The 23,491-nt window shown below is 32.2% G+C and carries 24 protein-coding genes and 2 pseudogenes; 10 read left to right on the top strand and 16 right to left on the bottom strand.

Annotated features, from left to right (window positions below):
• Nucleotides 1–27: 27 nt before the first annotated feature.
• The 6 genes and pseudogenes from mnmE (at nucleotide 28) to ACUTSE_RS14725 (ending at nucleotide 4,285) form a co-directional block, all read left to right on the top strand.
• Entirely contained in the window at nucleotides 28–1,419 is a 1,392-nt protein-coding gene (mnmE, locus tag ACUTSE_RS14750; RefSeq protein ID WP_445640789.1) for a tRNA uridine-5-carboxymethylaminomethyl(34) synthesis GTPase MnmE, read from the top strand.
• A gap of 180 nt (nucleotides 1,420–1,599) precedes the next feature.
• Entirely contained in the window at nucleotides 1,600–2,733 is a 1,134-nt protein-coding gene (locus ACUTSE_RS14745) for a site-specific integrase (protein ID WP_286442515.1), read from the top strand.
• A 99-nt stretch (nucleotides 2,734–2,832) separates the two neighbouring features.
• On the top strand, nucleotides 2,833–3,126 hold the full coding sequence (locus ACUTSE_RS14740; RefSeq protein ID WP_286442514.1) for a type II toxin-antitoxin system HigB family toxin: 294 nt from the start codon (nucleotides 2,833–2,835) through the stop codon (nucleotides 3,124–3,126).
• A 3-nt stretch (nucleotides 3,127–3,129) separates the two neighbouring features.
• Nucleotides 3,130–3,486: a helix-turn-helix domain-containing protein gene (locus ACUTSE_RS14735; RefSeq protein ID WP_286442513.1), complete on the top strand. Its 357-nt coding sequence runs from the start codon at nucleotides 3,130–3,132 to the stop codon at nucleotides 3,484–3,486.
• Between the two features lie 157 nt (nucleotides 3,487–3,643).
• A pseudogene (locus ACUTSE_RS14730) lies at nucleotides 3,644–3,871 on the top strand (tyrosine-type recombinase/integrase); the annotation flags it as partial.
• A gap of 120 nt (nucleotides 3,872–3,991) precedes the next feature.
• A complete protein-coding gene (locus ACUTSE_RS14725; protein WP_286442512.1) occupies nucleotides 3,992–4,285 on the top strand; it encodes a helix-turn-helix transcriptional regulator in 294 nt (97 codons plus the stop codon).
• Nucleotides 4,286–4,605: 320 nt separating this feature from the next.
• On the opposite strand, the gene ACUTSE_RS14720 is transcribed toward ACUTSE_RS14725, so the two are convergent.
• The 16 genes from ACUTSE_RS14720 to ACUTSE_RS14645 form a co-directional block, all read right to left on the bottom strand.
• On the bottom strand, nucleotides 4,606–5,538 hold the full coding sequence (locus ACUTSE_RS14720; RefSeq protein ID WP_286442511.1) for a restriction endonuclease: 933 nt from the start codon (nucleotides 5,536–5,538) through the stop codon (nucleotides 4,606–4,608).
• A 91-nt stretch (nucleotides 5,539–5,629) separates the two neighbouring features.
• Nucleotides 5,630–6,649 (bottom strand): hypothetical protein, encoded by a 1,020-nt coding sequence (locus tag ACUTSE_RS14715; RefSeq protein ID WP_286442510.1) that lies wholly within the window; start codon nucleotides 6,647–6,649, stop codon nucleotides 5,630–5,632.
• Nucleotides 6,650–6,681: 32 nt separating this feature from the next.
• Complete coding sequence (locus ACUTSE_RS14710; RefSeq protein ID WP_286442509.1) at nucleotides 6,682–7,962, bottom strand: hypothetical protein; 1,281 nt, start codon at nucleotides 7,960–7,962, stop codon at nucleotides 6,682–6,684.
• Nucleotides 7,963–8,113: 151 nt separating this feature from the next.
• Nucleotides 8,114–8,986 carry a conjugative transposon protein TraN gene (gene traN, locus ACUTSE_RS14705; protein ID WP_286442507.1) on the bottom strand — a complete coding sequence of 291 codons (873 nt, stop codon included), beginning with the start codon at nucleotides 8,984–8,986 and terminating at the stop codon, nucleotides 8,114–8,116.
• A gap of 30 nt (nucleotides 8,987–9,016) precedes the next feature.
• Nucleotides 9,017–10,300, bottom strand: coding sequence for a conjugative transposon protein TraM (gene traM / locus ACUTSE_RS14700; RefSeq protein ID WP_445640788.1), 1,284 nt, complete (start codon nucleotides 10,298–10,300; stop codon nucleotides 9,017–9,019).
• A complete protein-coding gene (locus tag ACUTSE_RS14695; RefSeq protein ID WP_445640787.1) occupies nucleotides 10,278–10,556 on the bottom strand; it encodes a hypothetical protein in 279 nt (92 codons plus the stop codon). The genes traM and ACUTSE_RS14695 overlap by 23 nt, the downstream gene beginning before the upstream one ends.
• Before the next feature lie 11 nt (nucleotides 10,557–10,567).
• Nucleotides 10,568–11,191 (bottom strand): conjugative transposon protein TraK, encoded by a 624-nt coding sequence (gene traK / locus ACUTSE_RS14690; RefSeq protein WP_286442504.1) that lies wholly within the window; start codon nucleotides 11,189–11,191, stop codon nucleotides 10,568–10,570.
• A 29-nt stretch (nucleotides 11,192–11,220) separates the two neighbouring features.
• Nucleotides 11,221–12,216, bottom strand: a complete 996-nt coding sequence (gene traJ / locus ACUTSE_RS14685; RefSeq protein ID WP_286442503.1) for a conjugative transposon protein TraJ — start codon at nucleotides 12,214–12,216, stop codon at nucleotides 11,221–11,223.
• 2 nt (nucleotides 12,217–12,218) lie between these two features.
• Complete coding sequence (locus tag ACUTSE_RS14680) at nucleotides 12,219–12,818, bottom strand: DUF4141 domain-containing protein (RefSeq protein WP_445640815.1); 600 nt, start codon at nucleotides 12,816–12,818, stop codon at nucleotides 12,219–12,221.
• An 88-nt stretch (nucleotides 12,819–12,906) separates the two neighbouring features.
• Nucleotides 12,907–15,423 carry a TraG family conjugative transposon ATPase gene (locus ACUTSE_RS14675; RefSeq protein ID WP_445640786.1) on the bottom strand — a complete coding sequence of 839 codons (2,517 nt, stop codon included), beginning with the start codon at nucleotides 15,421–15,423 and terminating at the stop codon, nucleotides 12,907–12,909.
• Entirely contained in the window at nucleotides 15,407–15,751 is a 345-nt protein-coding gene (locus ACUTSE_RS14670) for a DUF4133 domain-containing protein (protein WP_286442500.1), read from the bottom strand. Before ACUTSE_RS14670 ends, ACUTSE_RS14675 begins: the two co-directional genes overlap by 17 nt.
• Before the next feature lie 10 nt (nucleotides 15,752–15,761).
• Nucleotides 15,762–16,070: a DUF4134 domain-containing protein gene (locus ACUTSE_RS14665; RefSeq protein ID WP_445640785.1), complete on the bottom strand. Its 309-nt coding sequence runs from the start codon at nucleotides 16,068–16,070 to the stop codon at nucleotides 15,762–15,764.
• A 171-nt stretch (nucleotides 16,071–16,241) separates the two neighbouring features.
• Nucleotides 16,242–16,754 carry a hypothetical protein gene (locus ACUTSE_RS14660; RefSeq protein WP_445640784.1) on the bottom strand — a complete coding sequence of 171 codons (513 nt, stop codon included), beginning with the start codon at nucleotides 16,752–16,754 and terminating at the stop codon, nucleotides 16,242–16,244.
• A 3-nt stretch (nucleotides 16,755–16,757) separates the two neighbouring features.
• Nucleotides 16,758–17,045 carry a DUF3408 domain-containing protein gene (locus ACUTSE_RS14655; RefSeq protein ID WP_445640783.1) on the bottom strand — a complete coding sequence of 96 codons (288 nt, stop codon included), beginning with the start codon at nucleotides 17,043–17,045 and terminating at the stop codon, nucleotides 16,758–16,760.
• Nucleotides 17,045–17,476, bottom strand: a complete 432-nt coding sequence (locus tag ACUTSE_RS14650; RefSeq protein ID WP_445640782.1) for a DUF3408 domain-containing protein — start codon at nucleotides 17,474–17,476, stop codon at nucleotides 17,045–17,047. The genes ACUTSE_RS14655 and ACUTSE_RS14650 overlap by 1 nt, the downstream gene beginning before the upstream one ends.
• Before the next feature lie 12 nt (nucleotides 17,477–17,488).
• Entirely contained in the window at nucleotides 17,489–18,256 is a 768-nt protein-coding gene (locus ACUTSE_RS14645; protein WP_445640781.1) for a ParA family protein, read from the bottom strand.
• A gap of 974 nt (nucleotides 18,257–19,230) precedes the next feature.
• Here ACUTSE_RS14645 and ACUTSE_RS14640 point away from each other — a divergent pair.
• The 4 genes and pseudogenes from ACUTSE_RS14640 to ACUTSE_RS14625 all read left to right on the top strand — a co-directional run.
• Nucleotides 19,231–19,464: a hypothetical protein gene (locus ACUTSE_RS14640; protein WP_445640780.1), complete on the top strand. Its 234-nt coding sequence runs from the start codon at nucleotides 19,231–19,233 to the stop codon at nucleotides 19,462–19,464.
• Nucleotides 19,465–19,539: 75 nt separating this feature from the next.
• On the top strand, nucleotides 19,540–19,986 hold the full coding sequence (locus tag ACUTSE_RS14635) for a transposase (protein ID WP_445640779.1): 447 nt from the start codon (nucleotides 19,540–19,542) through the stop codon (nucleotides 19,984–19,986).
• 794 nt (nucleotides 19,987–20,780) lie between these two features.
• Nucleotides 20,781–21,413: a MarR family winged helix-turn-helix transcriptional regulator gene (locus tag ACUTSE_RS14630; RefSeq protein WP_445640778.1), complete on the top strand. Its 633-nt coding sequence runs from the start codon at nucleotides 20,781–20,783 to the stop codon at nucleotides 21,411–21,413.
• Nucleotides 21,414–22,876: 1,463 nt separating this feature from the next.
• Nucleotides 22,877–23,491, top strand: a pseudogene (locus ACUTSE_RS14625) (hypothetical protein); the annotation flags it as partial.

Genomic DNA, 23,491 nt, shown 5'->3' with positions numbered 1-23,491 from the left:
CTTTGTACCTTATTATAGATGTAAACCATGATATTACAAGATACTATTGTCGCTTTAGCTACTCCTTCGGGTGCGGGTGCCATTGCCATCATACGGGTATCGGGAAAAGACGCTATTACATTAGTTAACAGCATCTTTAAATCGATCAAAAACAAAGATTTAACGAAACAAAAAACGCATACGCTTCACCTTGGTCATATTGTGGATGGGGAACGTGTACTGGATCAGGTCTTGATTTCTGTATTTAAAAACCCGCATTCTTATACGGGTGAGGATACGATTGAAATTTCGTGCCACGGCTCAACCTTCATCCAACAGCAAATCATTCAGCTCTGCCTTCGAAAAGGGGCTAAAATGGCGCAACCTGGTGAGTTTACCATGCGTGCGTTCTTGAATGGTAAATTAGATCTATCTCAAGCGGAAGCGGTGGCGGATTTAATTGCTTCGGATAATGAGGCTAGTCACCAAATTGCCATGCAGCAAATGCGAGGTGGTTTCTCGAATGAAATCGCTTTATTACGGGAACAACTGCTCAATTTTGCTTCGCTGATTGAATTGGAATTGGACTTCTCTGAGGAGGATGTGGAATTCGCTGATCGCACGCAATTTAAAGCGCTGATTGATCGCATCGAATTTGTTCTGAAACGCTTAATCGACTCTTTCGCGGTTGGAAATGTAATCAAGAATGGTATTCCGGTTGCAATTGTAGGGGAACCTAATGTGGGTAAATCGACTTTATTAAATGCTCTTCTAAATGAGGAACGTGCGATAGTCTCGGATATCGCAGGAACTACGCGTGATACGATTGAGGATGAATTGGTCATCGACGGAATCGGTTTCCGATTCATTGATACGGCTGGAATCCGCGAAACGAAAGATGTCGTGGAAAGCATCGGTATTCAAAAGACTTTCGAGAAAATTGAAGCGGCTCAAGTGGTGATCTACTTGATTGACGGAGGACAGTTAACAAACCAATCGATCGAACAGATCAATATCGAACTGGAGAAATTAAAGAATAAATATCCGCTTAAACCGCTTCTCGTGGTTTGTAACAAGCAAGATTTACTCTCTTCAGAACAAATTGCTTTGATTCAATCGAAAATTGACAACTTGATGTTGATGTCAGCCAAGGCTAACCTAGGCATTGAGGAACTGAAACAGACGCTACTCGGCTTTGTAAACACTGGGGCACTACGCAATAATGAAACAATCGTAACGAATACACGCCACTACGACTCACTCCTGAAAGCACTGGAGGAAATCGAAAAGGTGAAATGGGGTCTTCAAACGAATCTCTCCGCGGATCTTATGGCTATCGATATTCGCCAGGCACTCTACTTCTTCGGGGAAATTACGGGTCAGGTTACGAATGATGAACTGCTGGGGAATATTTTTGCTAATTTTTGTATCGGTAAATAACCTGTCTTTTTAATACTTTTATTTGATTTGAAATACTTTGAAAATCAAATAGTTATGTGTTAAATATTTTTATAAGATGTCCTTATTTTCTATATTTAGTACCGCATTTGTACCACACTTTAAAATTATGTGGTACAAATGTGGTACAAAATGAGTCTCCCTAACCTAATATAGAAAATTATGAACATCACACTTAAACAAAGAAAATTACCAAGTGGTAAGATTAGTCTGCATATTGAATACTATAAAGGATTTGAAGTTTCCTTAGAAGGTAAAAAAAGGCATATCAGAGAATTTGAAAACCTAAAACTCTTTTTACATGGCGCTCCTAATAGTCCAAAGGAGAGAAAGGAAAACAAAGAAGCCCTTCAAATGGCTGAGAATATCTTAGCTATTCGACAAAGTGAAAACCTTAGAGGTAAATATGGAATTAAGAATAAGCACAAAGGACAACGTTGCTTCCTGGATTTCTTTCTTGAGAAAACAGAAGAGAAATATGAAAGTCCTAAAAACTACGGAAACTGGACGGCTTCTTTTCTTCATTTAAAACGCTGTATCTCCCCTACTTTTACTTTTGATGAAGTAGATGATGAATTTTTAAAGAAAGTCAGACATTACTTTGATACAAAAGCCCTTACAAAAAGTAAACTTCCGCTTTCATTAAACTCAAAATACTCCTATCTCAATAAATTTAGAGCTGCTCTTCGATTAGCCTTTGAAGAGGGGTATCTAACGATAAACTATGCTCAAAAAGTAAAGAGTTTTAAACAGGCGGAAAGCCAAAGAGAGTATCTTACTTTTAATGAAGTACAACGTCTGGTAAAAACTGATTGTAAATACGAAGTGCTTAAACGAGCTTTTTTATTCTCTTGTTTAACTGGTCTTCGCTGGTCGGATATTAATAAGCTTGTTTGGTCTGAAGTAAGAGATGAAGATGATGTTTGTAGAGTTATCTATAGACAGGAGAAAACGGAAGGTGTTGAGTATCTCTATATCTCCAAACAGGCAAGAGAACTCTTAGGGGAAAGAGAATCACTGAATCAACTCGTTTTCACTAATCTTAAATACTCGGCTATTTACAATAATGAAATTGTTCGTTGGTGTAACAGAGCAGGTATTCACAAGCATATTACCTTCCATAGTGCGAGACATACCAATGCGGTGCTACTCCTAGAGAATGGCGCCGATATTTACACGGTTTCTAAACGTTTGGGACATCGTGAAATTAGAACTACACAAATCTATGCTAAGATCATAGATAGTAAAATGAAAGAAGCCTCTGAGCTTATTCCAGAGCTTAAATTTGGATTTTAAACAAGGTGTTGATTACATCTTAGAGAGCAATTCAATAAAATACTTGAAAAAAGTTCCCGAATTGGGAAATAATTTTTAAATTTGTATAAACTATTTTAATTGAGAGTAATAGCGATAAAAACGTTACGTGTGTTTTGGACAAAACATGCAGACAGTGAGCAACAATTAAAGGCTTGGTATCAAGAGGCAGAAAAAGCAACTTGGAAAAATAGTAATGAAATAAAGGCCGAATATCCAAGCGCAAGTATATTAGACGACAATAGAATATGTTTTAATATTAAAGGGAATCATTACCGATTAATTGTCAAAATGAACTTTGGGCATCAAATGATGTGGATTCGCTTTATAGGGACCCACGCAGAATATGATAAAATTAATGCTAATACCATTTAAATTATGAAATTGAAACCTATAAAATCAGAACAAGATTACGAAGCTGCTTTAGAAAGACTAGAGTTGATTTTTGATGCACTTCCTGGATCAGAGGATAGTGATGAGTTAGAGATTTTGGGAATGTTGATTGAAAAATATGAAAAAGAACATTTTCCTATGGATTTACCAGATCCAATTGAAGCGATTAAATTTAGAATGGAGCAAATGGGCTACACACAAAATGATTTAGCAGAAATGATCGGATTAAAAAGTAGAGCAAGTGAAATTTTAAATCGAAAGCGAAAATTATCTTTAGAGATGATCCGAACCTTAACCAAAAAATTGCATATTCCTTCAGAAGTTTTAATTCAAGCATATTAAAAATAAAGCCTCCCAAAACGGAGGCTTTACTACTTATAGATCCTTATATAAATACAATCTAACTAATAAAAGACCTTCCAAGTTAGTTCGCTATCATTAAGATAAAAAAGGCTTGTCAGAGGATTTGAATACTTCAAACTCTTTCTATTACAATAATGAACTTAAGCATTGGTGTAACAGAGCGGGTATTCACAAGCATATTACCTTCCATAGTGCGAGACATACCAATGCGGTACTACTCTTAGAGAATGGCGCAGATATCTACACGGTTTCTAAACGTTTAGGGCATCGCGAAATTAGAACGACTCAAGTGTATGCTAAAATCATTGATAGTAAAATGAAAGAAGCCTCTGAGCTTATTCCAGAGCTTAAGTTTGGGTTTTAAACGAAAAGTTTAACTACAGATTATAATTACACTAAAGCCAAGTGGTACTTGAAAGTACACTTGGCTTTAGTCGTTTATGATATAGCTGTAGTTTGCTTCTAAATCCAAAAACAATTAATTATGGAATCTATTAAACTTATACTTGAAAAGCTTGATTATTTAGAGCAACTAATTATCTCTAATAATAAGGAAATATTATCTGTTGAAGAACTAGAGAAATATACTGGTTTTAAAAAATCATATATCTATCACTTGGTTCATTTTAGTAAGATCCCCTACTCTAAACCTAATGGTAAATACTTATTCTTTGAAAAATCTGAAATTGATGAGTGGTTACTTAAAAACAAGTCTTTATCTGATGATCAACTTCAGGAAAAAGCTCGCGAATATGTCTTGAAAAAGAGGAATATTTAGGAGGTTTTTCTTGAATTAAAATGTCGGCGCAAAAAGTTATGGTCCTTTATTGGTGAAGGATAAAGGAGAATGTAGTACACTTGAAATTTACATTTGAAAAAAAATGTTAGCGTAAAATTATAAAAAGTAGAATAGTGTAAACATAAAAAACCGATAGCATAAGCTATCGGTTTTTAAGTACCTTAAAAAGGTTTTACACCCTACTCCGTATGTCTTATAAATTGCGGTTTTCAGGCTTTGTTTTTTTGTGTACCATGAATTAGATCAGCTTTTAAGTCGAAGATTTTTAATGCATTAATACTATTTAAAATATAAAAAGTTTATCTATTATCATCTTCAAAACTATCCCAAAAATCAGCATCTAACTTTTTAATTTCAATAGTTTGTTCTACTTGCATACCAAGTCCATACTCATAAATATACTCTGCCAAATCCTTTCCGTCAATCAAAACAACTGTAGTAGATCCATTTAAACTCTTTACATAATCCTTCGCTCCTTGTGTAAAATAAGATGTCGTGATAAATACCCCTTTATTAGATTGAGCTACAGCTAATGCACCTACAAAACCTTGTATATCTTGTCTCCCTACCGATAACTTAGAGTTGAACCTTTTAGCTTGAATGTGAATACGACCAAAACCAAGCACATCTTCCTTTATAACACCATCTATACCTCCATCGTTAGAAATCTGCGTTACCAATCCTGAATCTTTAACTTCACCACCATATCCCATTTTTTGCAATAACATCACAACTAATCGTTCAAAAGATGCTGGACTCTTACTAAGAATACTTTCAATAATCTCATCATAAACAGCATTTTTAATATTTGTAAAAGAGGCATACAACTTTTCAGAAGGTGTAGCATCTTCTTGTATTCTCGAAATTCGAAAATCATTTATCAACTCCTCTCCAGAGTTTTTTTTCTTTTCCCTCTTAGACATTTTATCATCTATATAATAATTTATCTTTTCAGGTGTCTTTAAAAGTTCTTTAGCCTTCGTATTAATAACATAAACTCCACGGCTGGGTTTATCTAATAAACCAGCCATATTCATATAGCTTAATGCCCACGAGATACGATCATAAAAAACATGCCCATTACCTGATGGATACATTTCATTAATCTCTTCATCTGTTAATTTAAACCTCTCTGCTAAAGGCTTTTGAAACTGTTTTAATTTATACTGTTGACCATCACTTAAAATTTCAAGTATTGGTACTCTTAGTTCATCATGTTTAGGTATAGCCATTTCATTCTATTTACAAAACTAATTAGTAAAGATAACTTAGGTTTAGAAGATAACAAATAAAAAAACACCCAATCATACAGCACTATTTTATTCATCTTATCTCTTTAAGAATCCTAAGTAAATCTTCTTTCACTGAATATCCTTTAATATGAGCACTTAAAAATCCTAATTTACAGGAAACACTATTTACATCTAATCTCCAGTTAGTTGAGAATAAAACTTTTTGAATTATTTGTACCAGCTTATTTACGCTATTAGTTTCATTTCTATCAGATAAATCTTGAGCTAAAAACTCTACAGTTAAATATCTACCAACTTGAGGTTTTTCAAATTGAATTTTAGTGAATTTTGCTTTTTCAAGTTCTTCAGATAATACCTTTTCTACTTGTGCTATATTTAATTGTTTCAATTTATTGACATCAATTTCGCTATCTTGATCAAGACTAATACTTAAATTAGTTATTGCCTCTAAATCTTCATAAAAAGTATTTGATCCTATAAAATCTGTACAATATTTTTTTCGTTCATCTTCATTGATAGGTAATATCTTTTTACCAGAACGATTTATTTCTATAGTTTCAACTTGATTACATTGTTCACAGGTATCAATTAAAGTCAACTTACCATTTGTTTCATTTTTAGTACTATTAAGCTTCCCTCCACAATAGCTACATAGATGTTTGGCAACATAGAACTCTCTACCATCTGCATAAATTGCTTTTTTAGGTAGATGTTTATGATTACATGAAAAAACAAATATTATCTCTGAATCATTTTCTACAAAATCAAACATATCAAATTTCATCTGTTCAAGGCAAGTATTACACCTTACATTTTTAGGTATAGGTACTGATTGAATTGATCTATCCCTTTTTTCATCTTCATAAATACGGGACTGTATAAGTTTCTCTCTTTGCCTCGCAAAATGAACAGCTGTATCTTGATACTGCATTTGAAGCTTAAAATAATCAGAATCATGTTCTGAATTCTGATTAGTTTTTATTTTTTTGTAAACTTTCTCAATTTGCAACTCTAACTCTTTAAGCTCTTCTATTGTATGTCTATCATATTGATCAATATAAAACTGATCAGATTTTCTAAATTTTTCCATACTCAGATTTCCCTCTTTTATCTGATTATAATCTATTTAATCGTATTATTACCATATAAAAGCACGTTTGATATTAGATATCTAAGTTTGAACTTAAGATCAAAATCCATGTCTAACATTTCTGCCTTCCCACACATTTCAAGTAAATTTTGAAGATTAGTAATCTGTTGATCTTTTTTCCTTTCAAACAGCCCTTGTAGTTTTGTTAGCCCCTTAAACATACCTTTTGTATTACAAACTTTTTCAGCGATTTTTTGCCTAAGTTCATCTGGATGCTGAGCATCATTATAAAATTTAAAATCTTTTTCTACTTGTTTTAAATAATCAAATAAATCTGATATTGATTCAAATAACTCTAATAACGTATCTTGATTTATGGTATGGTTTGCAGTTGTTTTATTTTCAATTTTGTTACTATCCTTATCTTTTTTAGGGAACAAGTATATCTTATTGTTATCCCCGTTATTTTTAGGATAAAACTCTATACTTGTATGTACTCCTAAGGAAGCATTTCCTGTATCTTCATTTCTAATTGAAATAGAAGGTCTAAAATAACCGACATCTTTTATTAATACCTTTTTATCCAAAGAAATAATCATATCTATTTTTGATTCTCTCAACGAAATAGATGAAATAGTAAAATTAACCTCCTCTCTCAAATGAATTTTATTCAATTCAAGCATTGATAAAACAAAAGATTCAGCTATCCCATATTCCTTATATAGCTTACTATTTATACTTTTGACGTAGTATAAGTCTTTATTTTTTAATACTCTAAATATTTTTGGTTTAACATCTTTGGGATACTTCTCAAAGTGTCTTTTCCAAGAAACATTCAAATCATCTAATAATTGACTTTTATTTAAGTTCTTAGATTTATTTAAAGACTTTACATATTGTGATAAACTTCGATCTTTATAAAACAAATCAAGTGAATCATAAATAGCTACCGCCTCAAGGTTCTCTATCATTTCTCCTGTATTTTCATCAATACAAGCTTCTTTGATATTAAAATAATAGTCGTACTTCTTCTCTTCTGGATTCTCTTTCAAAAAAGTATCTACTTTATTCTCAGGGACAGTTAACCTCAACAACTCAAATCTATCGACATAGCTCTTGATTTGATTATATACTATATCAGCCTTATCAATATTGATCAGGATATTTTTATCTAAGTCATATTTATTGATAATTAATTCTTTTAGTTCAGTATCCTTAATTAAATCTAAGAGATCATCACTGAAAATATCATTTTTTGATTCTACATTATATAAGTAATCTGTTTTTGTTTTAAAATAGACATAATTTGACATAACAAATAGGTTTTTAGAAGGTTAACTTCAAATATATCCAATTATTCCTTTTAAAACTCAAATACATATATGAACTTATTAAAACTTAAAACAAAGGCGTCTAATCAAAACTTAATGATTGATAGACGCCTTCATTTTTATTATTAAAAACTTAAAATTTAATTTTATTCACCATCAATACATTCTGAATTTTATTTTTATTAACAGCTAATTTTTGTTTTCTAATTCCATTCTTTTCATTGATTTCGATTAAAAGCACCTGTTTATCAGGCAGAGTAAACTGATCTAATATAAAAACATTATCTTGCTTACTTTGGCTATTTATCGTTTGATAGTCAGAATAACTTCTAATTGGTTTTAAAGCCACTTCTTGAATTGTTGTTCGTTTTGAGGTTCTTCTATCTTTAATTTTAAAACTGACATAATCAACCTCATATGGTAAATTACTTTTGTTACTAATTGAGATGTGAAAGTAAAGTTTACCATCTTGAGTATAAATACTTTTTAACCATGCTTCTACCCCGTATGTTTTGCTTTTAATGTTTAGCTCTTTCTTATTCTTTTTGATAATTGCTTTCATCAAAAGATCAACTAAACTTGGACTGATACTACCTAAATCTTTAAATAGGACTTCGCTTTGCTTTTTACTTTTCTGTTTTTCAAACTTAGTTAGGTCATAGCTAAGTTGTATTGGCTGTTCATGATAGGTAGCATTAAAACTATAGTATTTACCATCGTTTGTAATGACTGTAAAATTTGTAGCTGTGATGTCTTCTTTTATTGTTTTTAAACGAAGTACATTAGAAGTAGCCTCTACTTTATTAGCAATTATTTCACTGCTTCCTAAGTCCACATACTCAATACTGCTTGGAAAAAGGATGTGAGTTGTTTTGTTTTGGGTAAGCTCTATCTCATATGGTGTTACCTCAGCATTAGATAAATTAATAGATTGACTGTTTTGTTGAGCCGTTACAGTGTTTACTGCTAGTAAGCACAATAGCATATATTTAATAATTGTTTTCATAATGAATTGTTTTTACTTGATGATTAATTTTTATTCTTTAGGAACAAGAAACAGCTCTTGTCCTTGTTTTAAGGTTACTCGTTGGGCTTTTACTTTCTTTGAAAAATATCCTGACACGCCTTGAATGAGTCCTTTGGTTAGATCTCCTGCTATTTGATCTGAAGCAGATCTACTCATCGATATACTTGTACCTGCGGTCTGTCCCATATTAGCTATGATTTCTTTCGAAGCGCTTATTTCTTGAAGGTCTAATACCTCTAAGCCTTTTTGTCCATAATTATCATAACCAATAAGCTCTGTTTCTATGATGGTATTGTCGATTTTAATAGAGTTTACACTAAGCTCTAATCTACCGTTACTTACTTTGACTTTAGCAATAAGCGTACTCGTCTCAGGTAACAGAGCTCCGTTTATTACTATACTTTCTAAGAGTTTTAATTTAATATAACCTTCGTTTATAATGACCTGATCTTCTTTGAAACTAACTCGTATGCTATTTTTATGAGTTTGCGTTTTACGCTCTCCTTCTGCTGTATAAAAGGTTGGATTATTTTCAAGATTAATAGGTAAGAAATCCTGTAAACTCATCGGTTTTACAAGTGAAGAGACAATATCTTTATTTGTTTTGTCAACCACTATTATAGCCTGTTTTTTACTTGAAATTGTTTTGACATTTGTAGTTTCACTTGAATATGGTAATTCAGTTTGGTTTTGTCCACCTGGTAAATACTTTGCCGCCATCTGAAATGACTTTTCCATAAGCTCTAATTGATTATCCATCGTAAGAGCAGTTGGAGTTTCTTTTTCTTCAAGTCGTTTTTCTAACTCTTCTATTTGCTTTTTAAACTTATCAGTTTCAGAGTTTGTTGTATTATCATAAAAACTGCTGAGTACCTCTTGGCTTTGCTTATAGTTCTGAAATGATCTTTCATAAGAAGTGTTGGTAGGCTCCTCGTTGTAATCTTGATGATTATAATGGCTAGTTGACTCTTCTTGAGAATCATTCCAATAATCCGCTAAGGAGTGCATCTGGTTTTCATTTTCCTGCTTTTTTTGTTCCCATAGCTCTTTTTCATAGGCTTTGACCTTGTCTGTTGGCATCCCCTGTGTTATTGCTTCGGGAACTGAATCATTGTGTGTGATAAGCTCCTTATCTTCTGGTTTAAACAAAAGATACATTGCCCCTAAAAATACAATCCCCATTAAAGCAAAAACAATATACTTTTTGTGTTTTTCTATAAGCTCTTGAAATACTTTATTTTCTTTGGGTACTTTCTCTATCTGGTGGGTTTTATTTGTTTGATTGTGGTTCATAACTCTTGATTTTAATAGTTGATTTTACCTTTTGCTTTTCAAGCAAATACTTTACAGGCCTGATATTGTTTTGTTTCTCTTGACTATCTGATGTTAGTTTAGAACTAAAGCTTGTCTTTACAATAAAAAAGCAAACAAGGCTATAGAATGTAAATACAGTAAGTAATAAAGCTTGTTGCCTTTTTATTGAGAGGCTATTCCAATAGGTCTGTAGCCTACTGGAATAACTATGTCTTAAAAATTGTAGCTTATTCATAAGTTTTGTTTTTAGCGTTTAACAACTTCTAAGTCTTTGTTCTCTAAAACAGTAAACTTCTCAATGATAAACCCCTGAGGGTTGTTATCGGATCTAACCGCAGATATGAGCTGACTACTTGTAACAAGGTTTCTTTTGGTTAGATTACTTGATCGTATGATGTACTGGGTAGCATAGGTCGTTGTTTTATAGGGATAGGCATTAAAGTCTATTTTAATGCTATCTACCTCAACTCGTTGTTGAATATTTCCTGAGATAACCCTACTGTAATACCCTTTTTCAAGTAGATCTTTGTAGTAATCAAAGGCAGTTTTATCAGAGAGATTAAACGCTCGTTGCATATTGCTCTCAATAGCAGCTTTTTCAGGTGAGAGGGTAAAGAACAGCTCGTGAAAGCGCCTTACGTGTTCTCTTGCCTCTACTGGTCTATTTATACTCGCATCTTGAGATAGGGCAAGCATAAGGGATTTCCCCTTGTCAAGAACATAGATTTTCTCTCGTTGCTCTTTAGCAAAATCATAACTTTTGTAGATAGAGAAACCGACAATTAGTAAGCAAACTGTAGCAAATACAATGGCATAAAGCCGAATCTGTTTAAAGCTATTTTCTATATTTCGAAGTGATTTAAATTCCATAGTTTATTGGTTTTTATAATTTATCATGTCTATTTCTTCATGAGTTTACCAGCAATATTGCCAACTACTGCTCCTGCGCCCGCTGTTGCCATATTTCCTGTTTTCATCACCGTTTGATTCATATTGCGCATAAAGTTTCCGGCTCCACCGGCTTGAATTACCCATCCTGTTACCGTTGGAATCGTAAAGTATCCTACAATGCCAATAATCATAAATATGACATAAACGGTATTAGAGGTATCGGGAATAAAACTGGGATCTGAAAGCATCTGCATATCTCTTTCGATAATTAGCGATTGGATCTTAGCTAGCATGGCGCTAAATAAATCCGCTACTGGAAGCCAGAGATATACGCTTATATACCTTGTGAGCCACTGGGTAAGTGTAGATTCAAAACCACTCCATATTGAGATGGCAAAGGCAATGGGCCCCAGTATGGAAAGCACAACTAAAAAGAACGTGCGAATCGTATCAATAACAAGGGCTGCGGCTTGAAAGATCATTTCTAAAAAATCTCTAAAGGCATCTCTAATTACTTTCTGCGTTTCATAAATTCCCTTTTCTATATACATCCCACTCATGGTTGCTAAATCCGATGGAGACCAACCTAGCTCATCGAGTTTTTTGTCAAATTCTTCCTTAGAAACTAAATATGCTGTCTCTGGATTTCGGAGCATCGCTTCTTTTTCTAAAACGTCTTTTTGCTGTTGCAAACCCGTTAAATCAATCACTTGATTCTCTAGTATCTGATGTGTCCCTTTAACCACTGGGCTAAGCACCGTGTTTAGTGTTCCAAGTACAAGGGTTGGAAAAAACATGATACAGATGCCCAAAGCAAACGGTCTTAGCATTGGATATACATCAATAGGTTCTGCGCTTGCTAGGGCTTGCCATACTTTCAAGCCAATATAAAAAAGAGCCCCCAGACCAGCTAAGCTTTTAGCCACCCCTGCCATCTCAGCCGATAGTGGCATCATATCATAATAGAGATTTTGAAGTACCTCGTGTAAATTACTCTCTCCCATAGCTACCAGTATTTTTGATTGGAGGTTCCATAGAGATCAAGTACCCTCTGAGTATTATTTTTCTTTTTTGCTCTTAAGATGCTAATACCTATATTTTTTCTAGTGTAGTAACTAACAAGGTTATGATAGTCCTTTACTTCATTGTAAACTCTGTCTATTACATCCATGCGCTCTTTGTCATTTAAAGAAAGACTCGAAGCGCTTATAATCTGCTTGAGTTCTTTTAAAAGCTCGGTACTCTCATTTAAAAGAATGCTATACCCATTGGCAATAGCGACAAGTTCCTGAGCAGAGAAATTTGGATCATTGAGCATTTTGCCAAAGTTTTTGACATAGAGCTCTGAGACGTCTCCAACTAGCAGCACTGTTTGTTGCACTTTCCTTGCATCTTTAATTAGATTATTGACCGCTTGCAGTTTGTCATAATACTCTTTGCCTTGTTTATAGACTTTTTCTACTTCTTTAAAATTTTTAATTACATTATCCACCGTGGCAGAAGTTTGAATAATTTCATTGGCACTGTTTAGTATTCCTGAGGCTAAATTTCCAGGATCACTCACCACCCATTGGGCGCGAATTTGTATGGGTAGAACCAGTAGCATCACTACTATAACTACCTGAGTTAGTTTTTTCATTTTGATTGTGTTTTAGTTGATTGTTTTTTCACTCGATTTTCCTTGCGAAGTTGGATTAGAGCACTGTCTTGTATTCTTCTTCTTCTTGCCTTTCTTGCACCAGGCGTTTTATTGCCATTTCTACATTACCATCAAGTGCTTTAGCCAGGTTCATTACCTCTAGCTTTTCGGTCTCCTCTGTAGTATAAGCGAGATATTCCGAGTAGCTTACTTCTGTAGCATATACGCCAGAGAGAGTTCCCCCAAGACCAATCCACACTTCTTTGTAAAGGCGATTTGGATTGTTGTTTAGATTAATAGAAAGTATCTGCGCTTTTTCTTTGTCAGTGAGTCCAAGCATCGCCTGTATATCATCAAACTTGTTCATATATTTACGCTGATCAAGCAGGATCTTACAGTCTGAATTATTGATGATACTCTCCTTTACAATCGGAGATTGGATAATATCATCCACCTCTTGCGTTACCACAATTGCTTCTCCAAAAAACTTTCTAACGGTCTTAAATAAATACTTTAAGTAATCTGCCATACCTTCTTTGGCTATGGCCTTCCATGCTTCTTCAATTAGTATTAATTTACGCTGTCCTTTAAGTCTTCGCATCTTATTTATAAACACTTCCATAATGATAATAGTCACAATGGGGAAAAGAATTTTATGGTCTTTTATTGCGTCAATTTCAAAAACGATAAAGCGTTTATTAAGTAAATCAAGCTCACTTTCTGAGTTTAACAAATAGTCATATTCACCTCCTTTAAAGTAGGGTTCAAGCACATTTAAAAAGTTAGCTAGATCAAAGTCTTTTTCTCTAACCTGTTTGTTTTCTAACTCAGCTTTGTAATCGGTTTTGATATACTCGTAGAAAGTGTTGAAACTTGGTTTTATATTGCTATTTTGAAGTTTTTGAATGTATCCACTAACGACGTTTGAAAGCGCAACTTCTTCCGATCTTAAGGGCGGCTGGTCATCCCGCTTCCAAAGCGTTAAGATCAGGGTTTTAATACTCTCTCTTTTTTCAATATCAAATACACCATCGTCGGTATAAAACGGATTAAAAGCAATTGGGTTTTCTTCAGTGTAGGTAAAATATACGCCGTCCTCCCCTTTTGTTTTGCCTTTAATGAGCTCACATAATCCTTGGTAAGAATTCCCTGTATCAACTAAAAGCACATGAGCGTTTTGCTCATAATACTGACGCACCATATGATTGGTAAAAAAGCTCTTACCACTTCCCGATGGTCCCAAGATAAACTTGTTGCGGTTAGTGATAATTCCTTTTTTCATGGGGAGATCTGAAATATCCAAATGAATTGGTTTACCAGTTAATCGATCTGCCATTTTAATTCCAAAGGGAGATAACGAGTTCTGGTAGTTGGTCTCCCCTGTAAAAAAGCATAAGGCAGGTTCAATGAACGTATAAAAGCTTTCTTCACTTGGAAAATCCCCGCTATTCCCTGGCATACCTGCCCAGTAAAGTGTGGGAGCATCCGCTGTATTGTGTCTTGGCACACACTCCATAGAAGCGATTGCACTTCCTGTGTCGTTTTTAAGCTGTTTAAGCTCACTATGATTATCAGACCATGCCATTACATTAAAGTGAGCCTTAATGGATGTTAATCCTTTACTATGAGCTTCATTTAGATACTCTTCTATCCACTGCTTGTTTATTTGATTAGCTCTGCTATATCTAGCTAGAGAATGCATATTCTTGGCAGACTTTTCAAATTGCTTTAAATTAGACTCACTGTCTTCAATAAACAAATACTGATTATAAATGTGATTACAATTAAGTAGTAGTCCAACAGGCGAGGCAAACGACAAAGCCATGCTACTTTTATCGGTTGATAGTTTTTCATAACGAGATAAATAAGACACCTCAGTAGGCAAGTCATCTGTACTTGAAAGGGTATGTAAAGAGAGTTTATTATCTCCTACTCTAACCTCCTCAGCACTGATGCCAATATCCTGAAGACTTCCTCTTTTAGTAGAGCTTAGAGTCAGATACTGTTCTAAAAGTCCACTTTTATCTTCTGAGCCTATGATATCCTCTTCTGTTAGTTTAATTAAGTGAATGAGTCCACTATCATTGACGATTTTTTCAAGTTGAGTAGTTGCCTCTAAAAAGCTCTGAACCGTGTCTTTATCTCTGATTTCTTTTGGAATTAGGTCCCCTCTTGTAAGGGATGAAAAATTACTCTGATTTTTAATTCGCTCCTTGGTAGTTTTTGTGATAAACAAATAACAGCTGTGATTCAGATAGGGACGCTCATTAAAATGCCTTTCAAAGCTTCTGCTTAAATAGCTTTGTTCTGCGTCTTTAAAATCAGCCTGATAACTCTCTTTTACAAACCAATCTTGTTTGTGAAAAACCGTAAACTCAGGAAGCGTTTTAATCGCTTTATGCCACACACTGTAAATAGTTTCATATTCTTTATCTGAGATGGTAAATATCTCAGGTAAGATGACCTTGTAACAAACCGTTATATCTCCTTGTTTGGAGACCATACAGTTGTTCTCTACCGAAAGAATCGGAAACATTCTTTCAAGTGTATTTGTCTTAGCTGTATTTCTCATAACTTCTTAATTTTAAGTTTCTATTGAAATACCCTTTTACCTCTTTTCTTGAGATGATATACTTTGGAAAGTATTTTCTTGCTTGAAGCTTCATAAGTCCATACTGACCATATTTCTTGTTTAGTGAAAATACTTTGTAGATCAGATAGCCTGATGTACCAAGCCCAAAGGCTAAACAAATAAAATTGTTTACCCCAGCCATATACATCACCATAACAAGAATAAGATTCCCCAAAAGTCCACCTGCAAAATAAAACAGGTACTGCGCCTTGAGGCCTTTAAATTCTACACTAGCTCCTATTCCTTTATTGATACTATACTTTTTCATAAGCGTAGTTTTAAAGGAAAAATGAACGTAGAATTGTAGCAGCTACAATTAAAAAAATACAAGCTCCAAACCAGCTTGCAGCAGTTTTACTTGTATCGGGATCACCACTAGAGAATTTGTTGTACACCTTTACCCCTCCAATAAGTCCTACTACTGCTCCAATGGCATAGATAAGTTTAGTGGCTGGATCAAAGTACGAGGTGACCATTTGGGTAGCTTCGGTGATTCCAGCGGTTCCATTTCCTTGAGCAAGCAAGGGTAAACTACTTAAGATCACAAGTAGTAGGAATAATCGTTGTTTGATTGTTTTTGTTTTCATAAGAATGACATTTAGTAAGTTATAATCATGCCCTTTGCACGATACTTTTGTAAATGTCTTTTGAAAACAGGTTAAAGAATTGATTGTGGAAGTTAGTGGATACTCATGGCGATAAGGTGTAATAAAAAAGGCGTTATAGTAAAACATACTTAACGCCTTCACAGTTTTTCTTTACACAAAATCATTAATATTAAAATCTTCACCATCTATTACTTCTTCTTTCTTTTTTGGAGATTTTTCATTTAGGGATTGATCTAATAACTTCGCTATTGTCTTAGCAGAGTCAGGTAATGCCTGTTGGAGTAGTTCCAATAACTCTGAGCCTTCTATTTTTTTAGCTGTCTTAACTGTAGTATCATTAATTAACTCTTCTTCAATAGAGTTCACAAACCTATTAAGCTCATCCATACTGACTCGCTCAGTAAATTCCTTATCTATAATAGGCTGTAAACTCTCACTTAGTTCTTTTTCTTCCTCTTCTAAATCAAGTTCAACTTCTGTTTGACTCATTAGCGATTGCTTTAGAACAACTGGTTTACTTTCTCCTATAATGCTGATGGGTACATCTTGTTTAAAGGGTAACTCTTCTGTTTTAGATTGGTTCTCTTGTTTGTTGGTTATATTTTTATCTAATAACAGAAGAGTGATAACAAGTACAAGACTGATTATTATAACTATTTCCATGGGTTAAAAAATAGGTTTATACTTCTGGTTAAACTTTTCTACAATCGTCTGTGAAAACTCCTCAAAGTGATTCTCAAGTAGATTATCTAAGTATGCATAAATAGAAACCTTATCCTCTCCTATGACTTGAACAATACGAGTGAGTTTTTCATGAAACTCTGGTCGGATGTAAACTGTTTTACCATCTCTGGCTCTGGTTGATGTTTCTTTTAAAAAAGTATCAACATAATTCTCTTTGCTCTTAGTTGTTTGTACTTGAGCTGCTTTCCTAAAGTGTTTAAATTTTCTCATTATAAAATAGGTTTGAATTTGTCATTAAAATATTGGGTAATCTCTTGGCTGTAATCTTGTAGATGTTGCTTTAAAATATTGTCTAAATAAGAATACAGTGTAGTTTTCTCTTCTTTAGCTAATTGCGTTATACGAAGTAATACTTCGTGGTACTCTGGTCGGATGTAAACCACCTTCCCAGCCCTTGTTGATGGGAAGTCATTAATCAAAAAGAGTTCTTGGTATTTAGTAATTGCTACTTCTTTCTTTGGTTTCTTCTCTTTTGTCTGTGGTACTTGTTTTTGAATTATAGGTTCTTCTTTTTCCTCTACGATAGGTTTAACTTGTTTGGTGGACTTGACCTCTATATCACCACTCATGATATTCATTAGATAGTCTTCATCGACTAACTCATTTTGATTCCCCTTTTTTGATGTGTTTTGCTCTTTCATTATATATTAGGATTAAAGATTAGTAATACGTAAAAACTCATCAGCAAACTCCGATAAATTAGTAGCCTTCATAAGGCTGGTATCCGCAGGAAGTAAACTTGATCTAAATACATATCTGCCTGTAGCTTCTGTTTCTTTTCTAAAGCGCTTGCTGTCTTTTATCCTCGCCTTCATAATAGGAAGATCCAATTGTTTAATGACTGCTTCATAGCTATTATATAGCTCCGTCTTTTCTCTTCCATCCACTTGGTTCCAAAAAAGCCATAACTCTTGTTTAATGGAGCTCTCTTTACTTTTTGGTAATTCTGCAAAAGCTTTGGTAAAACCTAAAGTGCTCTCAACAACTAATCGATCTGCGATAATTGGACTAAAGATGTAATCCATCTGATTTAAAGTTGACAGTACTCCTTTGGTGTTAGCTGTTCCTGGTAAATCAAAAAAAACTACATCAAAAGTTTGATCTAATTCTTGCATAGTAGTCTCAGCAACTTCTAAGGCATCTTCAACCTTGCACTTAATAATCGAGTAAGCTTTTCTTTTTAATGTTTGAAACTGTTTAATAGCAGCTTGTTTGTAATATTCATTTTGCATGATACTATCCTTATCACGCTCTCTCATATTAACTAAACTGTTCTGAGGAAAATCACAATCCATAACAAGAACATTATAGCCTAATCGATAATGTAACTGACTAGCTAAGAGTGTTGTTAAAGTAGATTTACCTACTCCGCCTTTTTGTGTATAAAAGCTAATTTTTAAAGGTTGTTTTACTGTTTCCATATTGTACATTTTTTAAGGGTTACATATTACATTATGGATAGTTGTAAGTTTTAGATCGTTTAAAACATAGCGTTTTGTTTTAACTAAGTAATACTTGATTCACTGTTTTGTTACAGTAGTATTTTAAACCTTGTTTTAAATAAGCAATATTTATCAATTAACTTAGCTTATTCAAAATGATACCTCTTACTTTACAAAAACAATGTTTACTTTAAGCTTTAGCTTCTTCATTTTTTTACAACCTTGTAAACAGGTTCTTTTAAAAAACATAAACTGTAAAAACTGTTTTATCGTTTTCAAACTTTACGCTTTTATTTTTTTTCTGAAAAATCATTTTAAAAAAGCTTTAAAGCGCTATTTAAAAGACAATTACAAAACTTACTTTACTATCTTACAGCAAAGAAAGTATATATACAGTTTGAAAACTTTAAATGGCTTTTTAAGGTTGCACTTGGCACTTTAGTGTCAAATAGTGAGTGATTTCTTAATATGAAACCATTTTAGATTTTACTTTGTAAAATTGGTAAATTTAGTTACCGAAAAGGTAACAGCAAGTTATGTTTTGAGGCACTCGAAATTGAGATTCTTGCTTTCAAAACGACTTGCTCTTGCAGAGGGCTGAAAACTACTCCGAAGTCGCTATGTTTGTCAAATGTTGATGATAAAAGACGTAAGTAATTATATGGTTATATACATTTGAAATAAATATTAAATAATCAATGACTTATAAAATAGAAAATAACTGAAATTATTGAAAGTAAATAAAAACTTTTTGTTTGAATAAATGTACACCTAAAAAGTTGGAAAGTGACAATCTTGACAGAAAATATTGTTCATAAGGCCTTTAACCAATCTGCGGTAACTTCTGTTTTAGCAAATTATTTAATTAGGAATTTTTCTGATTGTGAATATCATTCCACATATGAAGCGGGCATTCCAACTAGACAAAAAGAAATGTTCCAAAAAAATGCCCTGTGGACAGTCAAAAAATTGCAAAGACCCTAAGAGCTGTACAGCTTCAACCTATCCATATTCTGAAAATACAAACTTTGGAAGATCGTTCTCTTGTCAGAACACGTAACATGTTGGTGAAAGACTTGGTTAGACTGGAGTGCAGAGTTAGGGCTTTTCTCCACTTTTATGGGATAGACATACCAATACAGTTCAAGAGTCCCTATATACACTGGCCTAAACGCTTTATAAAATGATTAAGGGAAGATATTCAGTTAAGTTCTCCTTATGGGAAAGATGCGTTGGGATTCCTAATATCAGAAGTAGAAAGCATGTTTAAACTATTACTCGAAGTAAATAGGGAAATTAGGGATTTATCTGAAGAAGAAAGGTACAAAAAAGAGTTTGACCTATTGGTAAGTGTTCCTGAAATTAGGAGGATAAATGCCATTACTCTTTTGACCCAAATTGAAAATATAGAACGTTTTAAAAATACAGATTCTCTTGCATCCTATATCGGATTAATACCCAATTCTTATTCAAGTGGTGAGAAAGAGCAAATGGGAGAAATCACCTTCAGAGGGCAAAAGATATTGAAAAGAATACTGGTGGAGTGTGCTTGGATGACTATCAGGTTTGACCCTACATTATCTATTTCTTTGAATTACAGACGAATGCAACCTAATAAAGCCATTGTACGCATTACGCGTAAATTATTGAATAAAATTTATTATGTTTTGAAAAATGAAAAATTATATACTTGTGGTATTAAAAATTAAGAGCTATAAGAACAAAAAAAAAATTGAGGTGACCGCTTAATGATCGACTGCAATCAAATTACTATTCGAAGTTTGCAGCCCTCATTCTATAAAAACTGAAAAAGCGAAATGTAGCATATAATGTCTACTGATAGAAGGTTGTTTTTATAGTAACTATTTTAAGAGAAGAAGGTTTTTTTAGCCATTGCGCAATACCTGTAATAGATAAAAAAAGAGGATGATTAATCATCCCCTAAAAAAACATTACAGTGTAACGCAGGGAGCTTATTGTTGACAAGTTGTTCCTCAGCAGAGCCTGTTTCCTCTTCAACTCCTTAATAAAAAGGAAGTTATTTCATGATTAAAATAAAAATAATACTTGAATTATTTGGAAGACAATATAGAAGTCGCTAGTTTTTTGTTGAAATAATAAGTTGACTCAAAAAATTAAAGATAGAAAAATTCATCATCTTATATTTTTAATTACCTCTTCAATTATAATAAATAATTTATCTCAATACATAAGCTAAAAAAATGATTGAAAATTTTAAAAAACCAGTTTACTCTAATAAAAACATTGATTTTAGGTAAAAATATGATGATTTGTTTTTTTTAAAATAAATAATTTTATAATACCGTTTAATTTTAATTTATAAAAATGCTACTTTTGATGTATATATTTCATTAACAATGTTTTTGTTTCGATAAAAATCCATTAATAAAAGTTAAAAAACAAACATTATCTCGTTTTTTAATACAAAAAAACAAATTAAAAAATAAATAAGTAGATAAATACTAAATATTTTCATTTCATTATGCATTATCAATTATTAAAAGATCTTATTGACTTGGTTTGTGAGTATAATAAAAAAGAACTTCATAGTAAAAAAGATTCTATCAGTTTAGATCAATTTCTGGATTGGTTGTATCTAAATAAGAACAAAAATGTTCCTTTAGCTATTAACTATGATAATTTGAATTGGGAAGGTAAACAATATGGAAGGACGCCAGAAAGTGTTATCAACACTTTAATTGTTCATTTAGGTAAGTATGCTAAATTTCACTCCAAAGCTATTCTAGATAATATTGATTTTTCTTCTCAAGAAGATTTTATTTATCTAATAACATTAAAGTCTTTTGGTGAAATGAGTAAAATTGATTTAATAAAAAAAAATATTCAAGATAAACCCGCTGGAAATAAAATTATAGATCGATTAATAAAAAAAGGCTTTATAGAACAAACTGATTCTAAAATTGATAAACGAAGTAAAATTGTATCAATTACCGCAAAAGGATTAGAAGTACTCAATAAAAAAATGCCTATTATTAAAGATGTAACTAATTTAGTTACCGGTGATTTAACAGAAAATGAAAAGTATAATCTTATTATGCTATTACAAAAATTAGATCGATTTCATAATCCAATCTACAACAACGAAGAGTTTTAGTATAGAGCAAAAAAGTATTAAGAGTGATGTTTTTTTTAGGATTAATCTTAAAGTGATCTTATGATTAGCTATAAATATATTCTGAATATTTTAAATACTGTTTCCTAATATTTCTGCAAAATATATCTGTCATAAGAAATGATTTTTCCACCAAAGTTTCTACTTTAATGTTAATTTTTTCAGAGTAATTTTACAATTAATTTAGATTTCATATAATTCACATATAGGAAACTTTGAAGAAATAGTACAAACTAATTTTATTTAATATCTTTTTGTTTTGATTTCTTCAAGAGTAGTATCAAAACTAGTAATTAAATGTTATATTAAAATACTTATAACACAGTTAAAAAGCGATAGTTCCACCTAAGAAATAGATAATTTTGCGCATTTCGTTTAGCAAGATAAATGCGCCTATTATTTCTTTATCACTAAATATTGTTCTAAGTTTCTGTGAACTAAAATCTGTATATAAGGATTAATAAACAATCAAACCAATGATATTTCGACATAAGTTAATTTCTAAATTTCTATATCAAATAGATTGTTGTAATTGCTCGTCACTAGTTATTACATGGTTCAAGGCAAACTTTGACAATCTTTCAAAGTACAGAGAATGTGTTTTTTACATTTCCTCCACCTTTATAAGCACTTGTTTCCCTTCACTTGAAGATGTAATATGATTTCGGTATAAGTGTCCCGTTGATAAGTCAATAAATGACTTGTTTTTTTGTAATTCAGTCAAGCCAGATTACAATGCATCTGCAATATACAAATTCAGAAAAAATACCAAATACTGTTTTTTGAATTAATAATTGAATGTTAATTAAAACCTCTTTTCAGATTGGTAAATATAGAAGTATCGTTAATTCTACATTATCTTTGTGGAGCCTCTATAACACTTCTTTACCTTATAAAAGTAAAAAATATCTCCTATTCTATATTTGTTCAAAATTTAAACATTTACAGTATAGATCTATACATGATTAGAAACTGAATTACACCTGAATAAAGGCAAAAAGTAGGGACAAAAAATAAGATCTTTTTTTAAGTATCATTCCTTTACAAATAAAATTTCTAATTTATTCTATCTCAAAATCATAGGAATTTTATAAAAACTAGACATTTTAACACTTATAATTCATTAAGTTGAAAAAAAAATTCCACTATTTGTTATCTTCTATTTATAGGAATATTTAAAAGTGTGAAAATACATAAAAATAATTTATAAAGTGTAGTTTTATACAAAAAAACAGATTTATTTTATTGCAACTATAATAAGGTAATTATTGCTTGTTTTTAAGAATTTACCTAAGTATCATAGTTTAACCCTAAATAAAAAAATATAATTTTATATTAATTTTCATTTAATACTATAATAATATTGCTTTCTAACAAAAAGTGTTTATATTTGATTTAACTTAAAATTATACTTATTAGTTGAATTTTATAAAAAACATTTAATTATGAAAAGAAAATTATTAAATCTAGCCTTCCTATTTATTACAGGGGGTACTTATGCACAATTAGGTATTGGCGTAACAAAACCTAATTCTTCTAGCCAATTAGAAGTTTATGCTACAGATAAAGGTGTATTACTACCTCGTGTAGCATTAACATCTGTGACTGATCAAAAAACAATTAAAAATGGCAATGTAAATAGCCTTTTAGTCTTTAATATTAATACTACTAATGACTTAATACCTGGTTATTATTATTGGTTTGATGATAGATGGATTAGGATCTTGAACTCTAAAGATATAGATAGGTTATACGAAGGTTTAAAATATGAATTCAACTTTGTTGTTGAAGGTGACTTCTTAAATATTTTTGATAAAAGTGGAAATATTATATCAAGTATCAAAATTCAGGATTTAAACATAATTACAAGGATTGTAAATAATCAAAATGGAACGTATACCTATACTAATGAATCTGGTATTACATCTATTATAGATGTACCTGCAAGTGTGATTAGTCAGTTTCAAGATATTATAGACAATACATCTGTTCAACAAATATTAAATGAATATTTAGTAACTAATGGAGGAAATGTAAGTTATGATGGAACTAACCTTACC

The sequence above is a fragment of the Myroides sp. TSA_177.3 genome (assembly GCF_052691955.1).
Note: the sequence above shows the minus strand (reverse complement) of the source record. Positions and strands in the feature narration are given on the sequence as shown.